This window comes from Pseudarthrobacter sp. LMD1-1-1.1 (assembly GCF_040676255.1).
Taxonomy (GTDB): Bacteria; Actinomycetota; Actinomycetes; order Actinomycetales; family Micrococcaceae; genus Arthrobacter.
The window spans coordinates 235,472-253,402 of the sequence record NZ_JBEGHP010000012.1 but is presented as its reverse complement, the minus strand read 5'-3'; the positions used below and the strand labels follow the sequence as shown (position 1 = coordinate 253,402).

The 17,931-nt window shown below is 62.9% G+C and carries 14 protein-coding genes; 9 read left to right on the top strand and 5 right to left on the bottom strand.

Annotated elements, in window-relative coordinates:
- Positions 1 to 229 precede the first annotated feature (229 nt).
- The 9 genes from rpmH to MRBLMD1_RS06635 all read left to right on the top strand — a co-directional run bounded on the left by rpmH (position 230) and on the right by MRBLMD1_RS06635 (position 8,407).
- Complete coding sequence (gene rpmH, locus MRBLMD1_RS06675) at positions 230 to 367, top strand: 50S ribosomal protein L34 (protein ID WP_003800212.1); 138 nt, start codon at positions 230 to 232, stop codon at positions 365 to 367.
- Between the two features lie 40 nt (positions 368 to 407).
- Positions 408 to 818 (top strand): ribonuclease P protein component, encoded by a 411-nt coding sequence (gene rnpA, locus MRBLMD1_RS06670; RefSeq protein ID WP_224023943.1) that lies wholly within the window; start codon positions 408 to 410, stop codon positions 816 to 818.
- Positions 811 to 1,203: a membrane protein insertion efficiency factor YidD gene (gene yidD / locus MRBLMD1_RS06665; RefSeq protein WP_201302365.1), complete on the top strand. Its 393-nt coding sequence runs from the start codon at positions 811 to 813 to the stop codon at positions 1,201 to 1,203. Before rnpA ends, yidD begins: the two co-directional genes overlap by 8 nt.
- Before the next feature lie 15 nt (positions 1,204 to 1,218).
- Positions 1,219 to 2,190, top strand: a complete 972-nt coding sequence (gene yidC / locus MRBLMD1_RS06660) for a membrane protein insertase YidC (RefSeq protein ID WP_364398369.1) — start codon at positions 1,219 to 1,221, stop codon at positions 2,188 to 2,190.
- A complete protein-coding gene (locus MRBLMD1_RS06655; protein WP_364398367.1) occupies positions 2,190 to 2,753 on the top strand; it encodes a protein jag in 564 nt (187 codons plus the stop codon). Before yidC ends, MRBLMD1_RS06655 begins: the two co-directional genes overlap by 1 nt.
- A gap of 20 nt (positions 2,754 to 2,773) precedes the next feature.
- A complete protein-coding gene (gene rsmG / locus MRBLMD1_RS06650) occupies positions 2,774 to 3,424 on the top strand; it encodes a 16S rRNA (guanine(527)-N(7))-methyltransferase RsmG (protein WP_224023939.1) in 651 nt (216 codons plus the stop codon).
- An 89-nt stretch (positions 3,425 to 3,513) separates the two neighbouring features.
- A complete protein-coding gene (locus tag MRBLMD1_RS06645; protein ID WP_236560665.1) occupies positions 3,514 to 4,596 on the top strand; it encodes a ParA family protein in 1,083 nt (360 codons plus the stop codon).
- A 65-nt stretch (positions 4,597 to 4,661) separates the two neighbouring features.
- On the top strand, positions 4,662 to 5,969 hold the full coding sequence (locus tag MRBLMD1_RS06640) for a ParB/RepB/Spo0J family partition protein (protein ID WP_364398364.1): 1,308 nt from the start codon (positions 4,662 to 4,664) through the stop codon (positions 5,967 to 5,969).
- A 1,460-nt stretch (positions 5,970 to 7,429) separates the two neighbouring features.
- Positions 7,430 to 8,407 (top strand): IS481 family transposase, encoded by a 978-nt coding sequence (locus tag MRBLMD1_RS06635; RefSeq protein ID WP_364398362.1) that lies wholly within the window; start codon positions 7,430 to 7,432, stop codon positions 8,405 to 8,407.
- A gap of 3,347 nt (positions 8,408 to 11,754) precedes the next feature.
- Here MRBLMD1_RS06635 and trxA read toward each other — a convergent pair.
- The 5 genes from trxA to MRBLMD1_RS06610 form a co-directional block, all read right to left on the bottom strand.
- Positions 11,755 to 12,081, bottom strand: a complete 327-nt coding sequence (gene trxA / locus MRBLMD1_RS06630) for a thioredoxin (RefSeq protein WP_364398360.1) — start codon at positions 12,079 to 12,081, stop codon at positions 11,755 to 11,757.
- A 36-nt stretch (positions 12,082 to 12,117) separates the two neighbouring features.
- Entirely contained in the window at positions 12,118 to 13,074 is a 957-nt protein-coding gene (trxB, locus tag MRBLMD1_RS06625) for a thioredoxin-disulfide reductase (protein ID WP_364398358.1), read from the bottom strand.
- A 215-nt stretch (positions 13,075 to 13,289) separates the two neighbouring features.
- Positions 13,290 to 14,975 (bottom strand): discoidin domain-containing protein, encoded by a 1,686-nt coding sequence (locus MRBLMD1_RS06620; RefSeq protein ID WP_364398356.1) that lies wholly within the window; start codon positions 14,973 to 14,975, stop codon positions 13,290 to 13,292.
- A 166-nt stretch (positions 14,976 to 15,141) separates the two neighbouring features.
- Positions 15,142 to 17,283: a murein biosynthesis integral membrane protein MurJ gene (murJ, locus tag MRBLMD1_RS06615; RefSeq protein WP_364398354.1), complete on the bottom strand. Its 2,142-nt coding sequence runs from the start codon at positions 17,281 to 17,283 to the stop codon at positions 15,142 to 15,144.
- Positions 17,284 to 17,343: 60 nt separating this feature from the next.
- A complete protein-coding gene (locus tag MRBLMD1_RS06610) occupies positions 17,344 to 17,844 on the bottom strand; it encodes an NUDIX hydrolase (protein ID WP_159629410.1) in 501 nt (166 codons plus the stop codon).
- Positions 17,845 to 17,931 lie beyond the last annotated feature (87 nt).

Here is a 17,931-nt window from a genome sequence, read left to right as displayed (position 1 = left end):
AGGAACAGCTGGGGACAGCCGTGATGGGCCGCCCCGGTTTGACTCGGGCTTGCAGATTGCCCTAACGTTGTGAAGTCCTTTGTGTCCGCTTTTTGGCCCCATCTGAACATCCAAGCGCAATGCGCCTGGAGCAGCCGGGGGAAGCGTGCATATACAAAACTTAGCGTCGGCCAGTTCTTCCCCATTACTGATCGGGTGGGCGCACCTTTGATCCACTGGAGTAACTAACGTGAGCAAGCGGACTTTTCAGCCGAATAACCGCCGTCGAGCCAAGAAGCACGGCTTCCGCCTTCGTATGCGTACCCGTGCCGGCCGTGCCATCCTGGCAGCCCGTCGTGGCAAGGGCCGCACCGAACTGTCGGCCTAAATAACTGGCTTATCGGTAGACATCCCTTTGCGAGTTTAAGGTGCTGGCCACCCGCAACCGCCTGAGGACCTCAACTGATTTTTCAACAACTGTACGTTCCGGTGTCCGCAATGGGCGCCGGAACGTAGTGTTATATGCGGCAGCCATTGCTGCCGACGAACCCAGCCGGATCGGGTTCATTGTTTCCAAGAGTGTAGGGAACGCTGTGGTCAGGAACCTCGTTAAGAGGAGACTGAGAGAAGCGGGCGCTGCCTCGTTGCGCGAGCACGGCACAGGACTCGCTATCGTGGTGCGGGCGCTTCCTGCGTCCGCTTCCGCCAGCTGGGACCAGCTGCTGTCGGACTACAACGCTGCACTGGAATCTACGCTGAACCGGCTGGCCGGCCGCCCTTCGCGGGCTGCTGCCAGGGGTTCGGCCGGTACAACACAGGAGGGGACACCGCGTGCCTAACGCCACCGCCGTCGTCGCCCGTCTCCGCACAGTGTTTGCCGCCGTCGGGAAGTTCCTTTGGAACCTGCCCCGGAACATCCTCATCCTTCTGCTGATGGCCTACCGCAAGGTGGTTTCTCCCTTGTACGGTCCGGTCTGCCGGTTCTTCCCTTCATGCTCGGCCTATGCCCTTGAAGCGGTCACCGTTCACGGCGCGGTCAAGGGAAGCTGGCTTGCCGCGCGCCGGCTTGGCCACTGCCACCCATGGAACGCCGGTGGAGTGGACCACGTCCCCGCCGGCGGCCGGGAATGGCCTCCAGGCCAGACCCCCACAATTGTTGTGCTGAACAATCCGGACAGGTACCTGGTTGCTCGGACTGATGAAGAAGGCCGCAGTGCGGCCTGACGAATAGGGATAAGTATGGACTTCTTTGGAACAATCATGGCCCCGTTCAAGTGGCTGGTTTCCATCATCATGATTGGATTCCACGATGGCCTGAGCGCTATCGGGATGCCCGCCGCGAACGGCTGGACGTGGACACTGTCCATCATCGGACTGGTGCTGGTGATCCGTGCCGCGCTGATCCCGGTATTCGTCAAGCAGATCAAGGCCCAGCGCGGCATGCAGTTGCTGCAGCCGGACCTGAAGAAGCTCCAGGACAAGTACAAGGGCAAGACTGACCAGCTGTCCCGCCAGGCAATGGCGCAGGAACAGATGGCCATGTACAAGAAGCACGGGACCAACCCCTTCTCCGCCTGCCTGCCCATGCTCATCCAGATGCCGTTCTTCTTTGCCCTGTTCCAGGTGCTGTCCGGTATTTCCGCCGCCAAGGACCAGGGCGCCGGCATTGGGGCCATGAGCCACGAGCAGGTAGTCGAGTTCGATGCGTCAAGCATTTTTGGTGCTCCGCTGTCCGCTTCCCTGCTGCACGGCGGGGGTGGCAGCGGCCAGGTCGCCGTCGTGGTGCTCTCCATCGTGATGATCATTGCCATGACGGCCTCGCAGTTCATCACCCAGAAGCAGATCATGGCCAAGAACATGTCTGAAGAAGCCATGGCCAGCCCGTTCATGCGCCAGCAGAAGATGATGCTGTATATCCTGCCTCTCGTCTTCGGCGTGGGTGGCATCAACTTCCCCATCGGTGTGTTGATCTACTGGACCACCACCAACCTGTGGACCATGGGCCAGCAGTTCTTCGTCATCCGCCGCATGCCGACGCCGGGATCCCCCGCAGCCAAGGCCCTCGCCGAACGCCGTGCCGCCAAGGGCCTGCCGGCCCTGTCCGTCCTCAGCGGGAAGCGGGATGAAGAAGCCGACGCCGCAGCGGCGGCCGCAGTCGAGATCAAGGCGCAGCGCGTCCAGCCCCAGCGCAAGAACAGGAAGAAGAAGTAATGTCAGCTGAGAGCACCGAACACGCCTTTACTGAAGAAATCGAAGATCAGGACGTGTCCGTGGGCCAGGATGATTCGTCCCCCAAGGGCTCCGCCGCAAGTCGCCTCGAAGAAGAGGGCGACGTGGCTGCCGATTACCTGGAAGAGCTGCTGGACATCGCCGACATCGACGGCGACATCGACATCGAGGTCCGCAACGGACGGACCTACATTTCCATCGTCGCCGAGGATGAGGCCGAGGGGCTGGAAGGCCTGGTTGGCGAGGACGGTGAAGTCCTGGAAGCTTTGCAGGAGCTCACCCGCCTGGCAGTGCTGTCCGCAACGGAGAACCGTTCGCGGCTTGTCCTGGACATCAACGGCTACCGGCAGGAACGTACCGGGCATTTGCAGAAGATCGCCGAAGAGGCCGCGGCTTCCGTGAAGGAAACCGGCAAGTCGGTGGCCCTTGAGCCGATGAGCGCCTACGAACGCAAGATCGTGCACGACGCCGTTGCCGATCTCGGCCTGGTCAGCGAGTCCGAGGGCGAAGGCGCCGGACGCCACATTGTTGTTTCCGTAGACTAGAGAATGCTGACCCAATAGTTATGGTTGACATCACGGCAGCAGAGCTTCGCGCTGCTGAGAAGATCTTCGGCGACCGCCTCGAGCTGGCCAAGCGGTACGTTGAGCACCTCGCTACGTCCGGGACGGAACGGGGCCTGATCGGCCCGCGCGAGGTTCCCAGGCTGTGGAGCCGCCACGTGCTCAATTGCGCGGTCATTGAAAGCGAGATCGCCCACGGGAGCCATGTGGCCGACGTCGGAAGCGGCGCAGGACTGCCTGGCCTTTGCCTCGCCATCGCGCGTCCCGACCTTGAACTGACCCTCATCGAACCGCTGGAGCGCCGGGTAATCTGGCTCCAGGAAGTGGTTGATGACCTCGGCCTGGACAATGTCACGGTGATGCGTACCCGGGCCGAGCTGGCCGTGGGTCACGTGGAGGCCGACGTTGTGACCGCCCGCGCCGTATCGGCATTGACCAACCTTGCCGGCCTTACCATCCCCCTGTTGGGAGGGCGCGGTGAAGTGGTGGCCATCAAGGGCCGCAGCGCCGGCGAAGAGATCGAGAAGGCGGCAAAGACCATCCGGAAGCTGGGTGGTGTGGAGACCTCGGTGCTGACGGTGGGTGACAACCTGCTGGAAGAGCCCACCACGGTGGTCCGCATCGTGGTGAACAAGTCCCAAAAGAAGTCCTAACGCGGGCCCGCTGACGGCTGTCAGCAGGTGCGAGCAGTTAGGCTAGACAACGGCAGCAAAATTGGCTGAACGAGAGTGAGTGTGCCCCAGTGACCAGTAGTGAAGCCTCCGCACAACGGATCCCGCCGTTTGTGTCCTTGGGGTCGGCACGTTCTGTCGCTGGGTCAGGACTGGCGGGCACCGCTATGGCTCCGGGCCGGGGCGGTAATCACCCTAAGACGGTTGCCTCGCCCTCGTCCGGTAGCGCGGTTTCACGTGAAACAACCCCCGGCGGTCGTTCCAACGTCATCGACGCCATCGACGACTCAAGCCCCATCGCCCGCGAGCTTGCCCACGAGACGAAGCGCCGTGAGCGCCTGATGGGACGAAAGCTCCCGCGCCCTGAGAAGACCCGGATCTTCACGGTGTCCAACCAAAAGGGCGGTGTGGGCAAAACCACCACCACCGTGAACATCGCCGCCGCGCTGGCTGCTGCCGGACTCAACGTCCTGGTCATCGATATCGATCCGCAGGGCAATGCTTCCACTGCCTTGGGAATCGAACACCACGCAGACGTGGACAGCATCTACGACGTCCTGATCAATGACGTCCCTCTGGCTGATGTTGTTGCCCCGTGCCCGGACATCGGAAAGCTCATCTGTGCGCCGGCCACCATCCACCTTGCCGGTGCGGAAATTGAACTGGTATCGCTCGTGGCCCGCGAACAGCGTTTGCGGCGGGCCATCGACGTCTACGCGAAGGTGCGCGAGAAGAACGGCGAAGAGCGCCTGGACTACGTCTTCATCGACTGCCCGCCGAGCCTGGGCCTGCTGACCGTCAACGCTTTTTGTGCGGCCAACGAGGTACTGATCCCCATCCAGTGCGAGTACTACGCCTTGGAAGGCCTCAGCCAGCTCCTCAAGAACATTGAGATGATCCAGAAGCACCTCAATGCAGATCTTGTTGTCTCCACCATCCTGCTGACCATGTACGACGGCCGCACAAACCTCGCTGCACAGGTAGCCGCCGAGGTGCGCCAGCACTTCCCCGAGCAGGTGCTCTCGGCCGTCGTGCCGCGGTCTGTGCGGATCTCCGAGGCCCCCAGCTACCAGCAGACCGTCATGACGTACGACCCTTCCTCAAGTGGTGCACTGTCCTACTTGGAAGCCGCTGCTGAAATAGCCGAACGCTAGAATCTTCAATACCGCAACGCACGGAGCCAGGCTGGTCCTGGGTCTACCACTGGAGGGATTTACCCATGAGCGAGAAGCGACGGGGCCTAGGCCGCGGTCTTGGCGCGCTGATTCCTAGTTCCGCCGCAGCCAATGGGTCCTCCGGTAACGGTGGGGCGGTGTCCCGGCCCGTGGATCTCTTCTTCCCCGAGGGCCGGAAGAAGACTGAACCGTTGGAGCAACCTGCGACGCCTGCCGCGCCCGCCGCTGCCAAGACCCAGGCAAAGGATTCCGCGGGTTCGGACAACCGGTCCTCAGCCAGGCCGGCGGCTGCCGAGTCCACTGGGGCCAAGGTCAGTGAAGACGGGAAGAAGGAGGCAGCATCAGCTGCAGCTACCGCTCCAACGAAAAGGGCTCCCGCCAAAAAGGCGCCCGCACCCAACCCTGAGGTGAAGGCAGCAGCTGGACCTGGCCCCTCAGTGGAAGCATCTGCTGCTGCCATGGCAGAGAGCAACGCTGATCCTGCTGACGCCGAGGTAACCGGCCATGCGGACTCCGGTGTCGAACTCGTGGAGGTTCCGGGCGCCCGTTTCGCGGAAATCTCCGTTGCCGATATCCATCCCAACCGGAAACAGCCCCGAAGCGTCTTTGATGAAGACGACATGGCCGAGCTTGTTCATTCCGTGCGGGAAATCGGCGTCCTGCAGCCAATTGTGGTCCGTACGTCAACCGAAGACGGTAGCGAGCCCTATGAGCTCGTCATGGGTGAGCGCCGGTGGCGTGCTGTGCAGGCAGCAGGGCTGGAAACCATTCCCGCGATCATCCGTGACACAACGGATGACGACCTCTTGCGGGATGCCCTGCTCGAGAACCTTCACCGCAGCCAGCTGAACCCCCTTGAAGAGGCGGCGGCTTACCAGCAGCTTCTGGAGGACTTCGGCACCACCCACGAGCAGCTGGCCGACCGTATCGGCCGTTCCCGGCCCCAGGTGTCCAATACGCTTCGCCTCCTCAAGCTGCCCCCTCTGGTGCAGCGCCGCGTGGCTGCCGGTGTGCTCTCCGCAGGCCACGCCAGGGCCCTTCTGTCGCTTCCGGATGCAGCAGCCATGGAACGGCTGGCCCAGAAGATCGTGGCGGAAGGGATGTCCGTCAGGGCAACAGAGGAAGCAGTGACCCTCTACCAGGATCCTGCCAAGCCTCCCAAGAACAACATTCCGCGCCCCGGTGCGAGGCACGAGCGGCTGGACTATCTTGCATCCTCGCTCTCCGACCGTCTTGACACCAACGTCAAGATCTCGCTGGGCGCCAGGAAAGGCAAGGTCAGTATCGAGTTTGCCAGCGTTGAGGACTTGAACCGGATCATGGACGTCCTGGCGCCGGGTTCCAGTAACTAATCCCTGAGAAAGGCCCGATTCTTTATGAATCGGGCCTTTTTTGTCTTAGGTGGCCTAGGAGCTTATCCAGCCCACCCAGCGGCCGGCTGTTAGGTGGAGATGCTCATACCTGCGACCCCTACCGGCGTCTTGTGGTTTCGTTGTACCTTGTCCGCTTCGGAGAGGGAGACTGCGTCAGGCACGGCGGTCAGTGTACCGGGTTCGGATGGCCGGTAGGCGTGGAGCAGCCCGCGCTCCCCGTCGGAAGAGTTTGGAATGAGTGTCTGAAGAAATTCTGGTCGAGGACTGTTTCGCCGCAATCTGCGCAGCCAGGGAGCGGTTCATGAAGGCTCCGACCGCGTTTCCGCGGTTCAACCAAGCGTAAAGGATCCCAGCGGGGATTGCGTTTCACCGTGTCAACGCCCCGCGTCTACGTTTCACGTGAAACTCCTGGTAGGCCAGAACTACCGAAGTCGTCTGACCCAGCCGTACTGGTGCTTGCACCCCCAAATACGAGGCGTTTGTCGTATATAGAGCGACACTGTGGGCCCTTTTGCCACCCAGTAGTTGGGGGCAATGTGTGTTGTACAACGGATATTGCAGTCGCTGAGGAGAAGCGGCGACGTTGGCGCCGACTTGAGCGGCTGTAGGCACGGGCCGTGACCGCCCAAGTACACGCCACTCCGCGGGCAGGACATGGTCTGGGGGCGCTCATGCCGTGAGTTGGCGCCTACAGCCGGCTTTATGCGCTGTCTCCTGGTGCGCTGCACCTGTCATCTCCCGTTGATCCGTACTGCATACGGGAATGAGCGGGATGAGCGCCCTGGCGGCCCATAAGCCGTGCGCTGATGCGGCCACAACATCGAAGGAGTCCCCCGCATTCAGTGGCGTCAGAATGCGGTATCTTCTACCGCTATCAGCCGTCTCGCCGTGCCGCTCGCCCCCGGCGAGGCAGCGTGCGCTGCCCCATAATGCGCTTTCGTAGTTTCCGGATGGTCTACTCGGCGTATCCGCTGGTACCCAGCTTTTGTCGATCCTGCGGGAAGACGACGCGGATTTGTGGGACTTTCGTTCGGCAAAGAAGCGGGGACGGCTGAGGGAAAGAGCTATGCCGGCCGGAGCCTGTGCCGGTTTCACGTGAAACATACAGTGACCCGTGGTGAGCGTAGACGTTTCATGTGAAACCTTGCACTGCATTGCTGTTGAGCCGCGGGCGGATGCCGCCCTACTGACTGCCGGGCGTGGGGTGGCCCCAAGAGGCTCGGCAAGCCTCATCTGCAATGCACCGACGAGGACCCAACTCAGATGTCCACGTCCGAAGTAGACCATCAGGTGCATCCCTTTGCACCCCTATTGGGTCGTGACGCCTGTGCTGTTATGCCGCCTAGATGTACTGAGTCAGGACGTTGGTTACATCGTGAAGAGGTGAGGACCTCTTAGGTTGGTGGCTACCACACACAGCCAACGACTAAGAGGTCCTCATGTCCCACCGTAATGCCCGCCTGACCCGGAATGGTAGGCGCATCCTCGTCGAGCGCGTCCTCGCCGGCCGTCCCGTCGCTCACGTGGCGAAGGAAATGGGCGTCTCGCGGACTTGCGCGCACCGCTGGCTCAGCCGGTACCGTACCCACGGCTGGGACGGCCTCGAGGACCGCAGCTCCCGACCAAGATCCTGCCCCCACGCCACCTCGGCGGAAGTCGTTGCCGATGTTCTGATCCAGCGCGTGGAGTACCGCGAAGGGCCACTGCACCTGGCTTTGCGCTGCGGCACGAGCGCCCGGACGGTCTCCCGGATTTTGGCCAGGGCGGGCATGCCCAGGTTGTGGGATCTGGACCCGGTGACCGGGCAACGGATCCGCGCTTCCCAGGCTACCGACCGCCGCTACGAACGAGACGCCCCAGGGGACATGATCCATATCGATGTCAAGAAACTTGGCCGGATCCCGGACGGCGGCGGTTGGCGGGCCGACCCTTCCCAGAGCGCGGCAAACCACCGCAAGTCGCATCAGAGGATGGGCTTTGACTACGTCCACGTCGCCGTGGACGACTACACCCTCTTCGCCTACGCCGAGGTTCTGCCCGACGAGAAAGACCCGACCTGCGCCGGGTTCCTCACTCGGGCCGCCGCCGCCATGGCAGCGAACGGCGGCGCGCCTGTCAAACGCGTCATGACCGATAACGCCTTCGCCTACCGGCTCTCCCGCGACTTCCAGGACGCACTCGTTGCCCTGGGCGCTAAACACATCCTGATCAAACCCCGCCACCCTTGGCAGAACGGCAAAGCAGAACGCTTCAACCGCACGCTCCAGGAAGGCTGGGCCTACCGCCAGCCATTCACCTCAAACCAGGCCCGGACAGACGCCCTGCAGCCCTGGCTAAACTTCTACAACAACCACCGGCCCCACGGGAGCCTCGGAGGCAAGCCACCCATCAGCAGGTGCAACCAACCTACTGGCTGAGTACACCTAGAGCCCGATTCGAGGGCTTGCGAGCGTTTCACGTGAAACAAGCAGTGCAGGCGCTCCGCTAGGAAAGACAACTAGTTAGCAGTAACCAGGGCAGAGAGGGGGCAGCGCAGGCGGACTCCCCCGTCTACAAACGCCCATCAGGCGTTTAGGGGCGTCAGCACGCCTGCAGTCCTCCGAGTAATGGAGACTTGCTAGTCGGTTAGTCTCAGGCCCGAGGCCCTTAGTATCGGCCGGGAGCGACAATATCCATGCCTCGACACACGGTGGTCCCGGTGGCTGTCTGGGCTCCAGGCCGCGGCGACGTAGGGTTATCTGCGGTGCTGCGGTGCTGCGGTGCTGCGGTGCTGCGCAGAGGGTTTCGACTCACCTCGGAACTTTCTTTGTCCCGCTCATGTGTCACTTCCCGTTATGCTGACCGCCGGTAATTAGAAAGCCCCATACGTTGGGCTCGGTCTCTTTTGCCGCCCTCTCCATTGTGTTGTTCTGTAGTTTGCAACACTAATCCCACCAACTGGTGCACGTCGCCGTGCCGTTGGCACTTCGGCGCTGCGCTCAGGAACGTAGCCCGCTACGGAGGGGAATGTTGAGCTCCCTGAGTGACCGGCTGCGTACTGCTGAGCCTCCGGGCCTGACATCTGGGGAGAGCCGCTACTCGTGTTAACGGTCCAGTCGGTCGCTTCCAGCTCCTGCCACGCGTTGGTCCTCCCCCGAGGCCTCCTGCAGTCCACGGGATGAGGTATAGGTGGTTGTCGGTAGTGAGCCTGCAGCAGTCCAGCCACGCGCGCGGGTAGGCGGGCGGCCCCTGCAGACGTGCAGTCCCGCCCGTCGGCGCGTGAGTTCCCGCCCCTCGCCTGGGACCTGTCTTCGACTAAAGTCACCAGCGGGCGGCAGTCTTCCAGGCAGCACTCCCGCATTTCTGGCCGCCCGGGCCAGAGGGCAGCAGAATCCGTTCCTGCCCTAACGAGAAGGGCAAATGCGCGGTGGATATCCCTGTGGATAACGTTGGGGATATCACGCGTCAGCATTGCACCGGGTCTAACCCCTGGGAGTGCCGCAAAGGGTTGGTCACGGCGCACGACTAGCGCCGTAGAACCAATGACGCCGCATGTGTTCCCGGATGTTTCACGTGAAACAGCTGGGGCTGACCATATTTGCGGGCCGACGATGTATAGACTACTCAAATTGGTTTCGGAACGCCCTTGGATGCGGGGCTAGGGGCCCCACGGATAGCGTGTCACGTCGGTGGGCTCACACTCCAAGACCTCAGTATGGGTCATGCCGACCACGGGCCCCACACTAGCTCCAGTGGACGCAGACTCGAAAGCGCCGCGAGTCTGTGGATAAGTGTGTGGATTGCTGAGACCCTATGTTGTGGATAACAGTGTGGATAAGATCACAGTCCCTTGCCGCTTATGGGTATGGTGCCAGTGACGGAGTCAGCGGACAGCTGCAGTATTCAGCCCTGTCTTTCGCGGGCAGTCCGTAAGTCCGCTTGGCCTTAGCATGGCCCTGAGAGGCGTAACGGTCTGAGCTGAGTGCTTCGAGCAGCAGCGTATTTGCCTGCCTGGATGCATGTTCAGGGCAGGCGGCAGGTCCTCACCCAGCCCCCCCTACAACCTTGCATAGGACAGCAGATTCCAGTGGCGGACTCTCAAGCGCGAGGAGCCGACGTTCCGGAGCCCAGGACCCGCTGTGATGACGGTCCTATTTGAATATGACACGCGCTTCGTGGGCGCTGGTATCCAGAGGCGGCGGGCGGTCCATCGATACCACGCCGGTTGCCATATTGGGCAGCCGCATCCAGGGTGGGCTTCCCGCTGGATGGTGTCCGATCTCCTGTTAGCCCGGATCTCGATTGTTCCGCCACTCGGCTGCGATACCGGTCGCTTCCCGTTGCCGGGTGTCGACGTCGTCCGGCTCTTTCTTCAGCGCGAAGACGAAGTCGCTGCGGAGGCCGTATTCGACCTGGCGCAGACCTCGGCCCAGTGTTCAGAGGCCGCCGTTTCACGTGAAACATGCCGGCCGCCGCCATGGATTGTTTCACGTGAAACAGCACAGGAGTAGCGGTACGACAGGTGAGATTCCGTCGGAGTCGCCAAACTCGCGGTTGCTTTGCTTCTAAATCTGTGAGTGGACATCGGGCGTCCACCGAAGGGCACGAGGGCTTTCAGGTCGTTCACGAACGCTTCAATGGTGGCCACGCCACCCCCAAGCGTGGCCCTGGCTGGGCGCGCGCGTTACTGAGTCGCCCGCATTCATGACCCGAGCGAGCCGACCTCTACGGATCCGGGCGGCTAAGCGTCTGTACCCGGTGAGTGCCTTTGACCCCTTTGTACGCAAGATGATCGCTAAACAATGCGACATGTCCCGCAAGGCACGGTGGTTCGGAATCCCATGCTCCCGACTCTTAGACACGCTCTTGAGACGACCCAATCGGCGCCCGCCCCCAATCTGCCCAGTCACATCCAACCTGCATGCAAGCGGCTAGAGATTTGTTGCTATGCGCTCATCTTGTCCGGCGACGCAGAGGACCAGCATGCAGGGCACTTTACCTTCGACTCTGATATATGCGTCTCCGATGCGAAGACCTGCTTTCTGCAATGGCGCAGGAAGCATGCAGGACAATGGATATTTGCATCCGGACGACCAGGCGAATACCTGTCGAAGATAGGCCAGCTTTGTTCCGGCCGAGCCGCAGCCCGAGGTGCAGCCTTCCCGTAGGCTGCTTCCGCTGAATGGTGACATACTCCGAGGGGCAAAGTGATGAGTGCGCCCCGACACCTAGGGGGCTAGATTGGGGCGCTGAGCGCTGCATGTTTCACGTGAAACAGGTCTCCAAGCGTCATCAAGGGTTCATAGCTAAAACTTACCATCGGCCTTCGACGGTGGTGGGTGCTCCAAGTTGGGGTCATCCCCCGACGTTCTGGCATATCGCTTCGCAGACGCACTTGATGCATTTTCCATAACGTCGATCTGCATGCGCACTCCGCTACCGATGCGAGCAGATGCGCTCATCCAAAAACGGTCAGCAGGCGCCATATGCTGACCGTGCGGCCTACGTACATCACAGCTCGGCATAAGCCTTCATGCCTCGGTGGTAGTGAATCGGCACGTGTGTGGAAACGAGCTCCGCGTCGATTGGCCGTGTTTCACGTGAAACGCACCGGCGGAACCACGACGGCGCCAGTACCGGCACATCCGCCCACCTGCGCACACGTCTCACGGCTAAGAGCATGACACCAGAGCTCCGGAGGAGCACAGGCAAAAAAGTGGCCACCACCCGAAGGCGATGGCCACTTTCCGTTAGACTCCGGCTAAACCCGCAGGGTCCCCCGATACTAGGACAGAACGTCAGAGAATTCCTTCTCGAAGAACTGCTTCGGCTTGGCACCGATAACGCTGTTCTTCACTTCGCCGCCCTGGAATAGGTAGACGGCCGGAATGGAAGTGATTCCGTACTGGGCAGCAATGGCGGGGTTGTCGTCGACGTTGACCTTGACGACGTCAACCTTTTCGCCGTATTCCACTGCAATTTCATCCAGGATGGGTCCGAGCTTGCGGCAGGGACCGCACCATTCGGCCCAGAAATCAACAATTACCGGCTTATCGGCGGACAGGACATCGGTCCCGAAACTTGCGTCAGTCACATCTTTTGCGTTGCTCATAACCTTATCTTTCTCTTCGAATAACAGTGGCGCAGATTATGCGGGCAGGTCTGCCAGGTAGTGCTCAACATCGATGGCCGCAACACATCCCGAACCCGAGGCGGTAATCGCCTGGCGGTAGGTGGGATCCACAACGTCACCGGCAGCGAAGACACCCGGGAGACTGGTGCGGGAGCTCCTCCCGTCCACGGCAATGGTTCCCTCCGGGGTCAGATCCAGAACGCCCTTGACGAGGTCAGTGCGGGGGTCATTGCCGATGGCGACAAATACACCGGTGACGGGAAGATCGGACAGGGAGCCGTCCAGGAGGTTCTTCAGCCGAAGACCGGTCACCTTTTCGGTTCCCAGGACGTCATCGACGGTGCTGTTCCAGACGAAGTTGATCTTTTCGTGGGAGAGTGCACGGTCGGCCATGATTTTCGATGCCTTCAGCGAGTCACGGCGGTGGACAACCGTTACTGATTTCGCGAACTTGGTGAGGAACAGCGCCTCTTCCATGGCGGAGTCGCCGCCGCCGATGACAGCGATGTCCTGATCCTTGAAGAAGAAACCGTCACAGGTTGCGCACCAGCTCACACCGTGGCCCGAGAGCCGCTTCTCATTGGGCAGGCCCAATTCCCGGTACGCAGAGCCGGTGGAGAGGATGACAGCCTTTGCCTTGAAGGTCTCCCCCGTAGCGATGGTGACCGTCTTGACGGGGCCGTCGAGCTCAAGGGCAGTTACATCCTCGAACTGGATCTCCGTCCCGAACCGTGCCGCCTGCTTCTCGAAGTTTTCCATCAGGTCCGGGCCCATGATGCCTTCCGGGAACCCGGGATAATTCTCCACGTCCGTGGTGTTCATCAGTTCGCCGCCGGCGGTTACCGAACCAGCCAGCAGCAAAGGCTTGAGGTTTGCCCTGGCTGTGTAGACGGCGGCCGTGTAGCCCGCCGGACCTGAGCCCACAATAATGACGTCGCGAACGTCCGACGCCGTCTTCTCTTCGATGGTCACTGGACCGTGAACCTCTTCCTTGTTCGACTCGCCTCCCGGTGGAGGCCGGCCACATGGCACAACTGTGTCCGGGTGCTGAATATTCCAGCGCCCGGACACCGTGGGCCATCGCAGGAGACAGAGGTCCAGCCGTCGCAGGGCGCTCTTTGTAGACTACATTCCCTGCTGCTGGGGAATGGATTCCAGCAGCAGGGGTGCACTATTGCGACTAAGCGCTACTGGACCTTGATTTCGGCGAGCCGGAGACCGTAGCCGTACCGGGTCTTGGGCGCCGCAAGTTTGGGCAGTGCATTGATCGATACGATGACGTACTGGGCCTGGACGGGTTCCGGGAGGGGCATGTTCAGGTCAGTGGACGTGAAGCTGTTCGTCCCGACTGCCTTGGCGCCGTCCATGGAAGGCTTGTCGTTGGTGTAAACGGTGATGTTGCCGCCCGATCCCCCGAGCTGGGAGAGCGTGATGGAAGAGATGGTGGCAGTGCCCTTCAACTTCACAACCAGCGGGACGCCCTGGGGGGCCAGGCCACCCCAGTTCTCCGTTGCGAACTCCATGTCCGACCAGTAGCTGGCGGCGTTGCCGTCATATGCCTTGACCAGGTCTCCGTCGAAGGTCGCGGCGAAATCAAAGTTCCCCTGGCGGGTGACACTTTCGATGGCCGGCGGGACCACCGGCGGCGCGGACGGGGCTGCCTGCGTTGCCGGTGCAGAGTTCTGCGGGGCGCCACTGGTAACAGGAGCAGCCGTCGGCTTGGCCTGCGGCTCCGACGTGAAGAGGCTTCCCAGGTTGGTCACGGCGAAGATCAGGCCTGCGATGAGCACTACAGCCAGCAGGCCCCCAACGAGCCAGCGCATCGACCGGGGCTGGTTTTCAGACTCATCACGGTCATCGTCGTAGTCGTCCCGGTCAGCAAACGACACACCGGCGGCAGCGGGTGCTGCGGCGCGGGCGAAGAGCGCCGACTTGCTCCTGACCGGGCGGGATTCCTCCGGAGCATCGTCTGTGTCCTCGTAGGGGTCCTGGTCCCCCGCCTGGGCGTAGTCGTCATTGGACCAGAGGGACACCTTGGGCTTGCGGTCCCCGGCGGAAGGCTGGGCACCTGCCGCAGTGTGGGCCACAGCAGCGGTATCGTTCGGGCCCGTATCCGCCTCTGCGGAGGCTGAACGCTCCGACGAGGTTGCAGCATTCTGCGCAACAGGCTGCGCGGCGGTGGCATTGGGATCAGTCCGAGAGGAGCCAGTCCCCGTCTTCGACGCGGGGGCCGCGGCACCAGCAGCCGCGGCACCTGATACAGCGGCACCAGCAGCTGCCGCGGCAGCTCCCGCACCGGCGCCAGTGCGGCCGGTGGAAGCCGGCTGCTGGGCGGCGGGCCGGACCGGAGGCCTGGGCGGGACGGCAGGAGCCGACCGGGCAGGAGCAGGCCGGTCCGGGGCAGAGCGGTAGGGATCAACCTGGTTGGGGTGAGAGTCGGCGTAGCTGATGTAGCCCGCCTCGACGTGGTCTTCCTCGTCGTATGGTTCGGGCTCGTGCGACCGCGCCTGTCCGAAGATTTCGCTGCCCAGGGTGTCCGTGAAGAACGGCTCCACGTAGGGAGGATTGGGGGCCACCACCAGGTCCAGGAGGTCGGCGGCCGACGTGTGGTTGGTAATGAGGTAGGTGGCGTCCTCGGTCACGCCAAGGTCCAGGACCTGCACCGTTCCGGGACGTTCGCCGGTGGCCACTTCGCGGGCGCTCTGCGCAACCTGCTCGGTGTTCTCCGGTCCGGCAACCAGGATGCTGACCGGGCGGTTGAGGACCTGGTCCACACCATCCAGCACCAGATCGTGGTCGTGCGAGGCCAACACTGTGGCGGTGACCTTGTAGCGGCCGCCCAGTACTGATCCGACATCGATCGGGTTGGACACGTGTTCCTCCTAGACTGTCCGGGATTGCCGGCCTCGATGACGCAACCGCCCTTCAGGTGCCCGCGTCGCACGGCCTGCCCTGAATGCAACTACCCCTGTACCTGTTCGATCCTAGCCGATCCGCTCCCGGCGGCTGCGGAGAAGACGGGCGCCGCAGCGCAGGGATTTACTTTTTACGCTTGCGCCGGCTGCTGAAAAACGGGTTCTCGCCGGCCTTCCCCTGGTAGGTACGGCGGCCGGGAAGCGGAATCTGTTCGCTGAGCAGTCCTCCACGGGCCGTGCTGGGCTGGTCCTCACCCGGCAGGTAGGCGCCTTCGGCACCCTGCCGCGCGCCGGCGTCGTACGATTCCGGGCGGCGGGCCCCACGCTGGGGGTCCGGGCCCGCACGGAAGGAGACGGCGTCGAACTCGCCGGAAATCCGGGGAATGAGGCCGGTGTCCACGGAGGTGGTGGCACGCTCTGGGTGGTTCCCGCGGTCAGTGGAGGATCCCTCGGAAGGAGAGGGCGACGGCGCGTCCCCGGCTTCCGGAGCAGCGGCTGGGCCGCCCCGGCCGATCCGTCCCAGCAGGGGCCGCAGCATGTCGCTGAGTTCAGAGACACGGAACACCCGGAGGAGCAGGAAGTACACGGCCAGCATGACCGGTCCGACGACGGCGAGCGTCACGAGTGCCTGGAGGCGGCCGCTCCACGCGAAGCCGTCCGGGTTGTAGCTGCCCATGAGCCACAGGGCACCTGCGCCGGCAATGGCCGAGCCCAGGGCCGCGTACCCCATGCGGATGTAAGAGTTGGCGATCCGCGCCCCATCGAGGTGCCCCAGCATGCGGCGCAGGAAGAATGCGCTGATGACCACGGAGAGGATGTTGCCCACCATGTAGAGGATGGCGATGGCATAGATGATCTGGCCCACCGGCAGGAACTGGATGGCGAACGCACCGGCCACATAAACCACTGCCAGGAGCAGCTGCACGTAGAACGGGGTGCGGGCGTCCTCGTTGGCGTAGAAGACGCGGGACATCATGAAGTTGGCGCTCATGAACGGGGTGCTGAGGGCGAGGATGGTCAGCGTCTGGGCCAGCATGACGCCGTCCTGGCGCAAGCCTCCAGAGAAGAACATGCCCAGCGGCCCGGCCAGCGCAAACAGCGCCAGCGCACCGAAGACGGTGGCGACGGCCATGGTCCGCAGCCCATGCGAGAGCGCATCCCGCAGTTCGGCCCGGTTGCCCTCCTGGGAGGCGCGGGTCATGCGGTTGAACAGCACAGTGGCCAGGGACAGCGCGATGATCGAGTGCGGCAGCAGGTACAGCTGGCTGGCCACTTCAAGGACGGCGTTGCCGGGCAGGGTGGACGCGGCCGGGTCCCCCGCTTCCTGCAGCCGGATGCGTTCCGCGCCGGGAATGGTGGCGATGCGCATGACATACAGGAAGGCCAGCTGCCCGACGGCGGCGGTAAGCAGCGTCCACACGCTCAGCTTTGCGGCGTGGCCAAGTCCCACGCCGCGCCAGCCGAACCTGGGGCGGAGTCCGAGCTTCAACCGGAAGACCGGCACCAGCAGGATGGCCGTCTGCGACAGCACGCCAATGGTGGAGAACCCGGCCACCAACAGCGTCTGGGTGGAACCCCAGTTGTCCAGGGTGTGGGTATTGACGTCGTTGGTGCCGAAGATCCAGATGAACATCCCCAGGCCGGCGATGGCCACCACGTTGTTCAGGATGGGCGCCCACATGGCTGGGCCGAACGCGCCGTTGGCGTTCAGGACCTGGGTGAGCAGGGCGTAGAGGCCGTAGAAGAAGATCTGCGGCAGGCACCAGAACGCAAAGGTGACAGCGAGGGCCTTCTGCTGTGGCGAATACCCCTGCGTGGTCAGTTCGATGACCCCCGGCGCCGCCAGCGTAACCAGCGCTGTCAGGCCGAAGAGGAGCAGGACAGCCAGCGTCAGCAGCCGGCTGATGTAGTCCGCTCCCCTGTCCGGAGCCTTGCTGGCCTTGATGATCTGCGGGACCAGCACGGCATTGAACACGCCGCCGGCCACCAGGAGGAAGATCAGGTTGGGCAGGTTGTTGGCATTGATGAACGTGTCATTGACCGTTGAACCCAGGCCCAGGGCGGTGCCGAGCATCCAGGTCTTGGCGAAGCCCAGGAAACGTGACACGAGCGTCCCGGCAGCCATGATGGCGCTGGACCGGGTCTCGCTGACGCCTGCCGCTGCAGGCTCCGCAAGGTCCGGTGCCGCCGGCTCAGGGGGCACGCCGTCGGGCGCGGCGTCATCGGGCCGGCCGGACCGGTCGGAAGGAAAGTTGGTAGCTGACATCGACTTCATCGTCTCACCCGCGCGCACTTAACACCGCAATGGCGACGGCGGCGTCCGGGCTTAAAGGTGTCCGGGCAGGACCTCGCGGGCGAGGTCGGCGATGCGGCGTTCGTTGGGGAAGGACAGCTTCCGGGCCAGCTCCTGGATGGGCACCCAGGCCACGTCCACGGCTTCCTGGTCGGGATCGTTTTCGATCGTCAGCTCGCCGCCCGTGGCACGCAGCAGGTAATGGTGCACGGTCTTGTGGACCCGGTGGCCGCTGACGGTGAACCAGTAGTCGATGCTGCCCAGCGGTGCCAGGATGATGCCCTCGATGCCGGTTTCCTCGGCGATTTCCCGGACGGCGGCCTCTTCGTTGTTTTCCTTGCCCTCCGGATGGCCCTTGGGCAGGCACCACTCGAGGCGTCCACCCCTGTTAAGGCGGGCGATAATCGCCACCCTCAATTCGGCGTCGGACGTGTCCACCACAACGCCGCCGGCTGACACTTCCTCAACCGTGGGCAGCGATGCCGGTGCCGACTGCTGGGCAGGGGCAACGTGCGCACCGATTGCCGACGGCAATGGTGCGTTTGTCCTCCTGCCTGGAGCGCTCGGTACTGGATGGGCCATGGAGTCCACTCTAACGACTGTTGCCCTCCCGTGATGACC

Excerpts from the sequence above, each read along its gene's own strand:
- yidC (WP_364398369.1), top strand. The coding sequence starts at position 1,219 with ATGGACTTCTTTGGAACAATCATGGCCCCGTTCAAGTGGCTGGTTTCC.
- MRBLMD1_RS06655 (WP_364398367.1), top strand. The coding sequence starts at position 2,190 with ATGTCAGCTGAGAGCACCGAACACGCCTTTACTGAAGAAATCGAAGAT.
- rsmG (WP_224023939.1), top strand. The coding sequence starts at position 2,774 with ATGGTTGACATCACGGCAGCAGAGCTTCGCGCTGCTGAGAAGATCTTC.
- MRBLMD1_RS06640 (WP_364398364.1), top strand. The coding sequence starts at position 4,662 with ATGAGCGAGAAGCGACGGGGCCTAGGCCGCGGTCTTGGCGCGCTGATT.
- MRBLMD1_RS06635 (WP_364398362.1), top strand. The coding sequence starts at position 7,430 with ATGTCCCACCGTAATGCCCGCCTGACCCGGAATGGTAGGCGCATCCTC.
- trxA (WP_364398360.1), bottom strand. The coding sequence starts at position 12,081 with ATGAGCAACGCAAAAGATGTGACTGACGCAAGTTTCGGGACCGATGTC.
- murJ (WP_364398354.1), bottom strand. The coding sequence starts at position 17,283 with ATGTCAGCTACCAACTTTCCTTCCGACCGGTCCGGCCGGCCCGATGAC.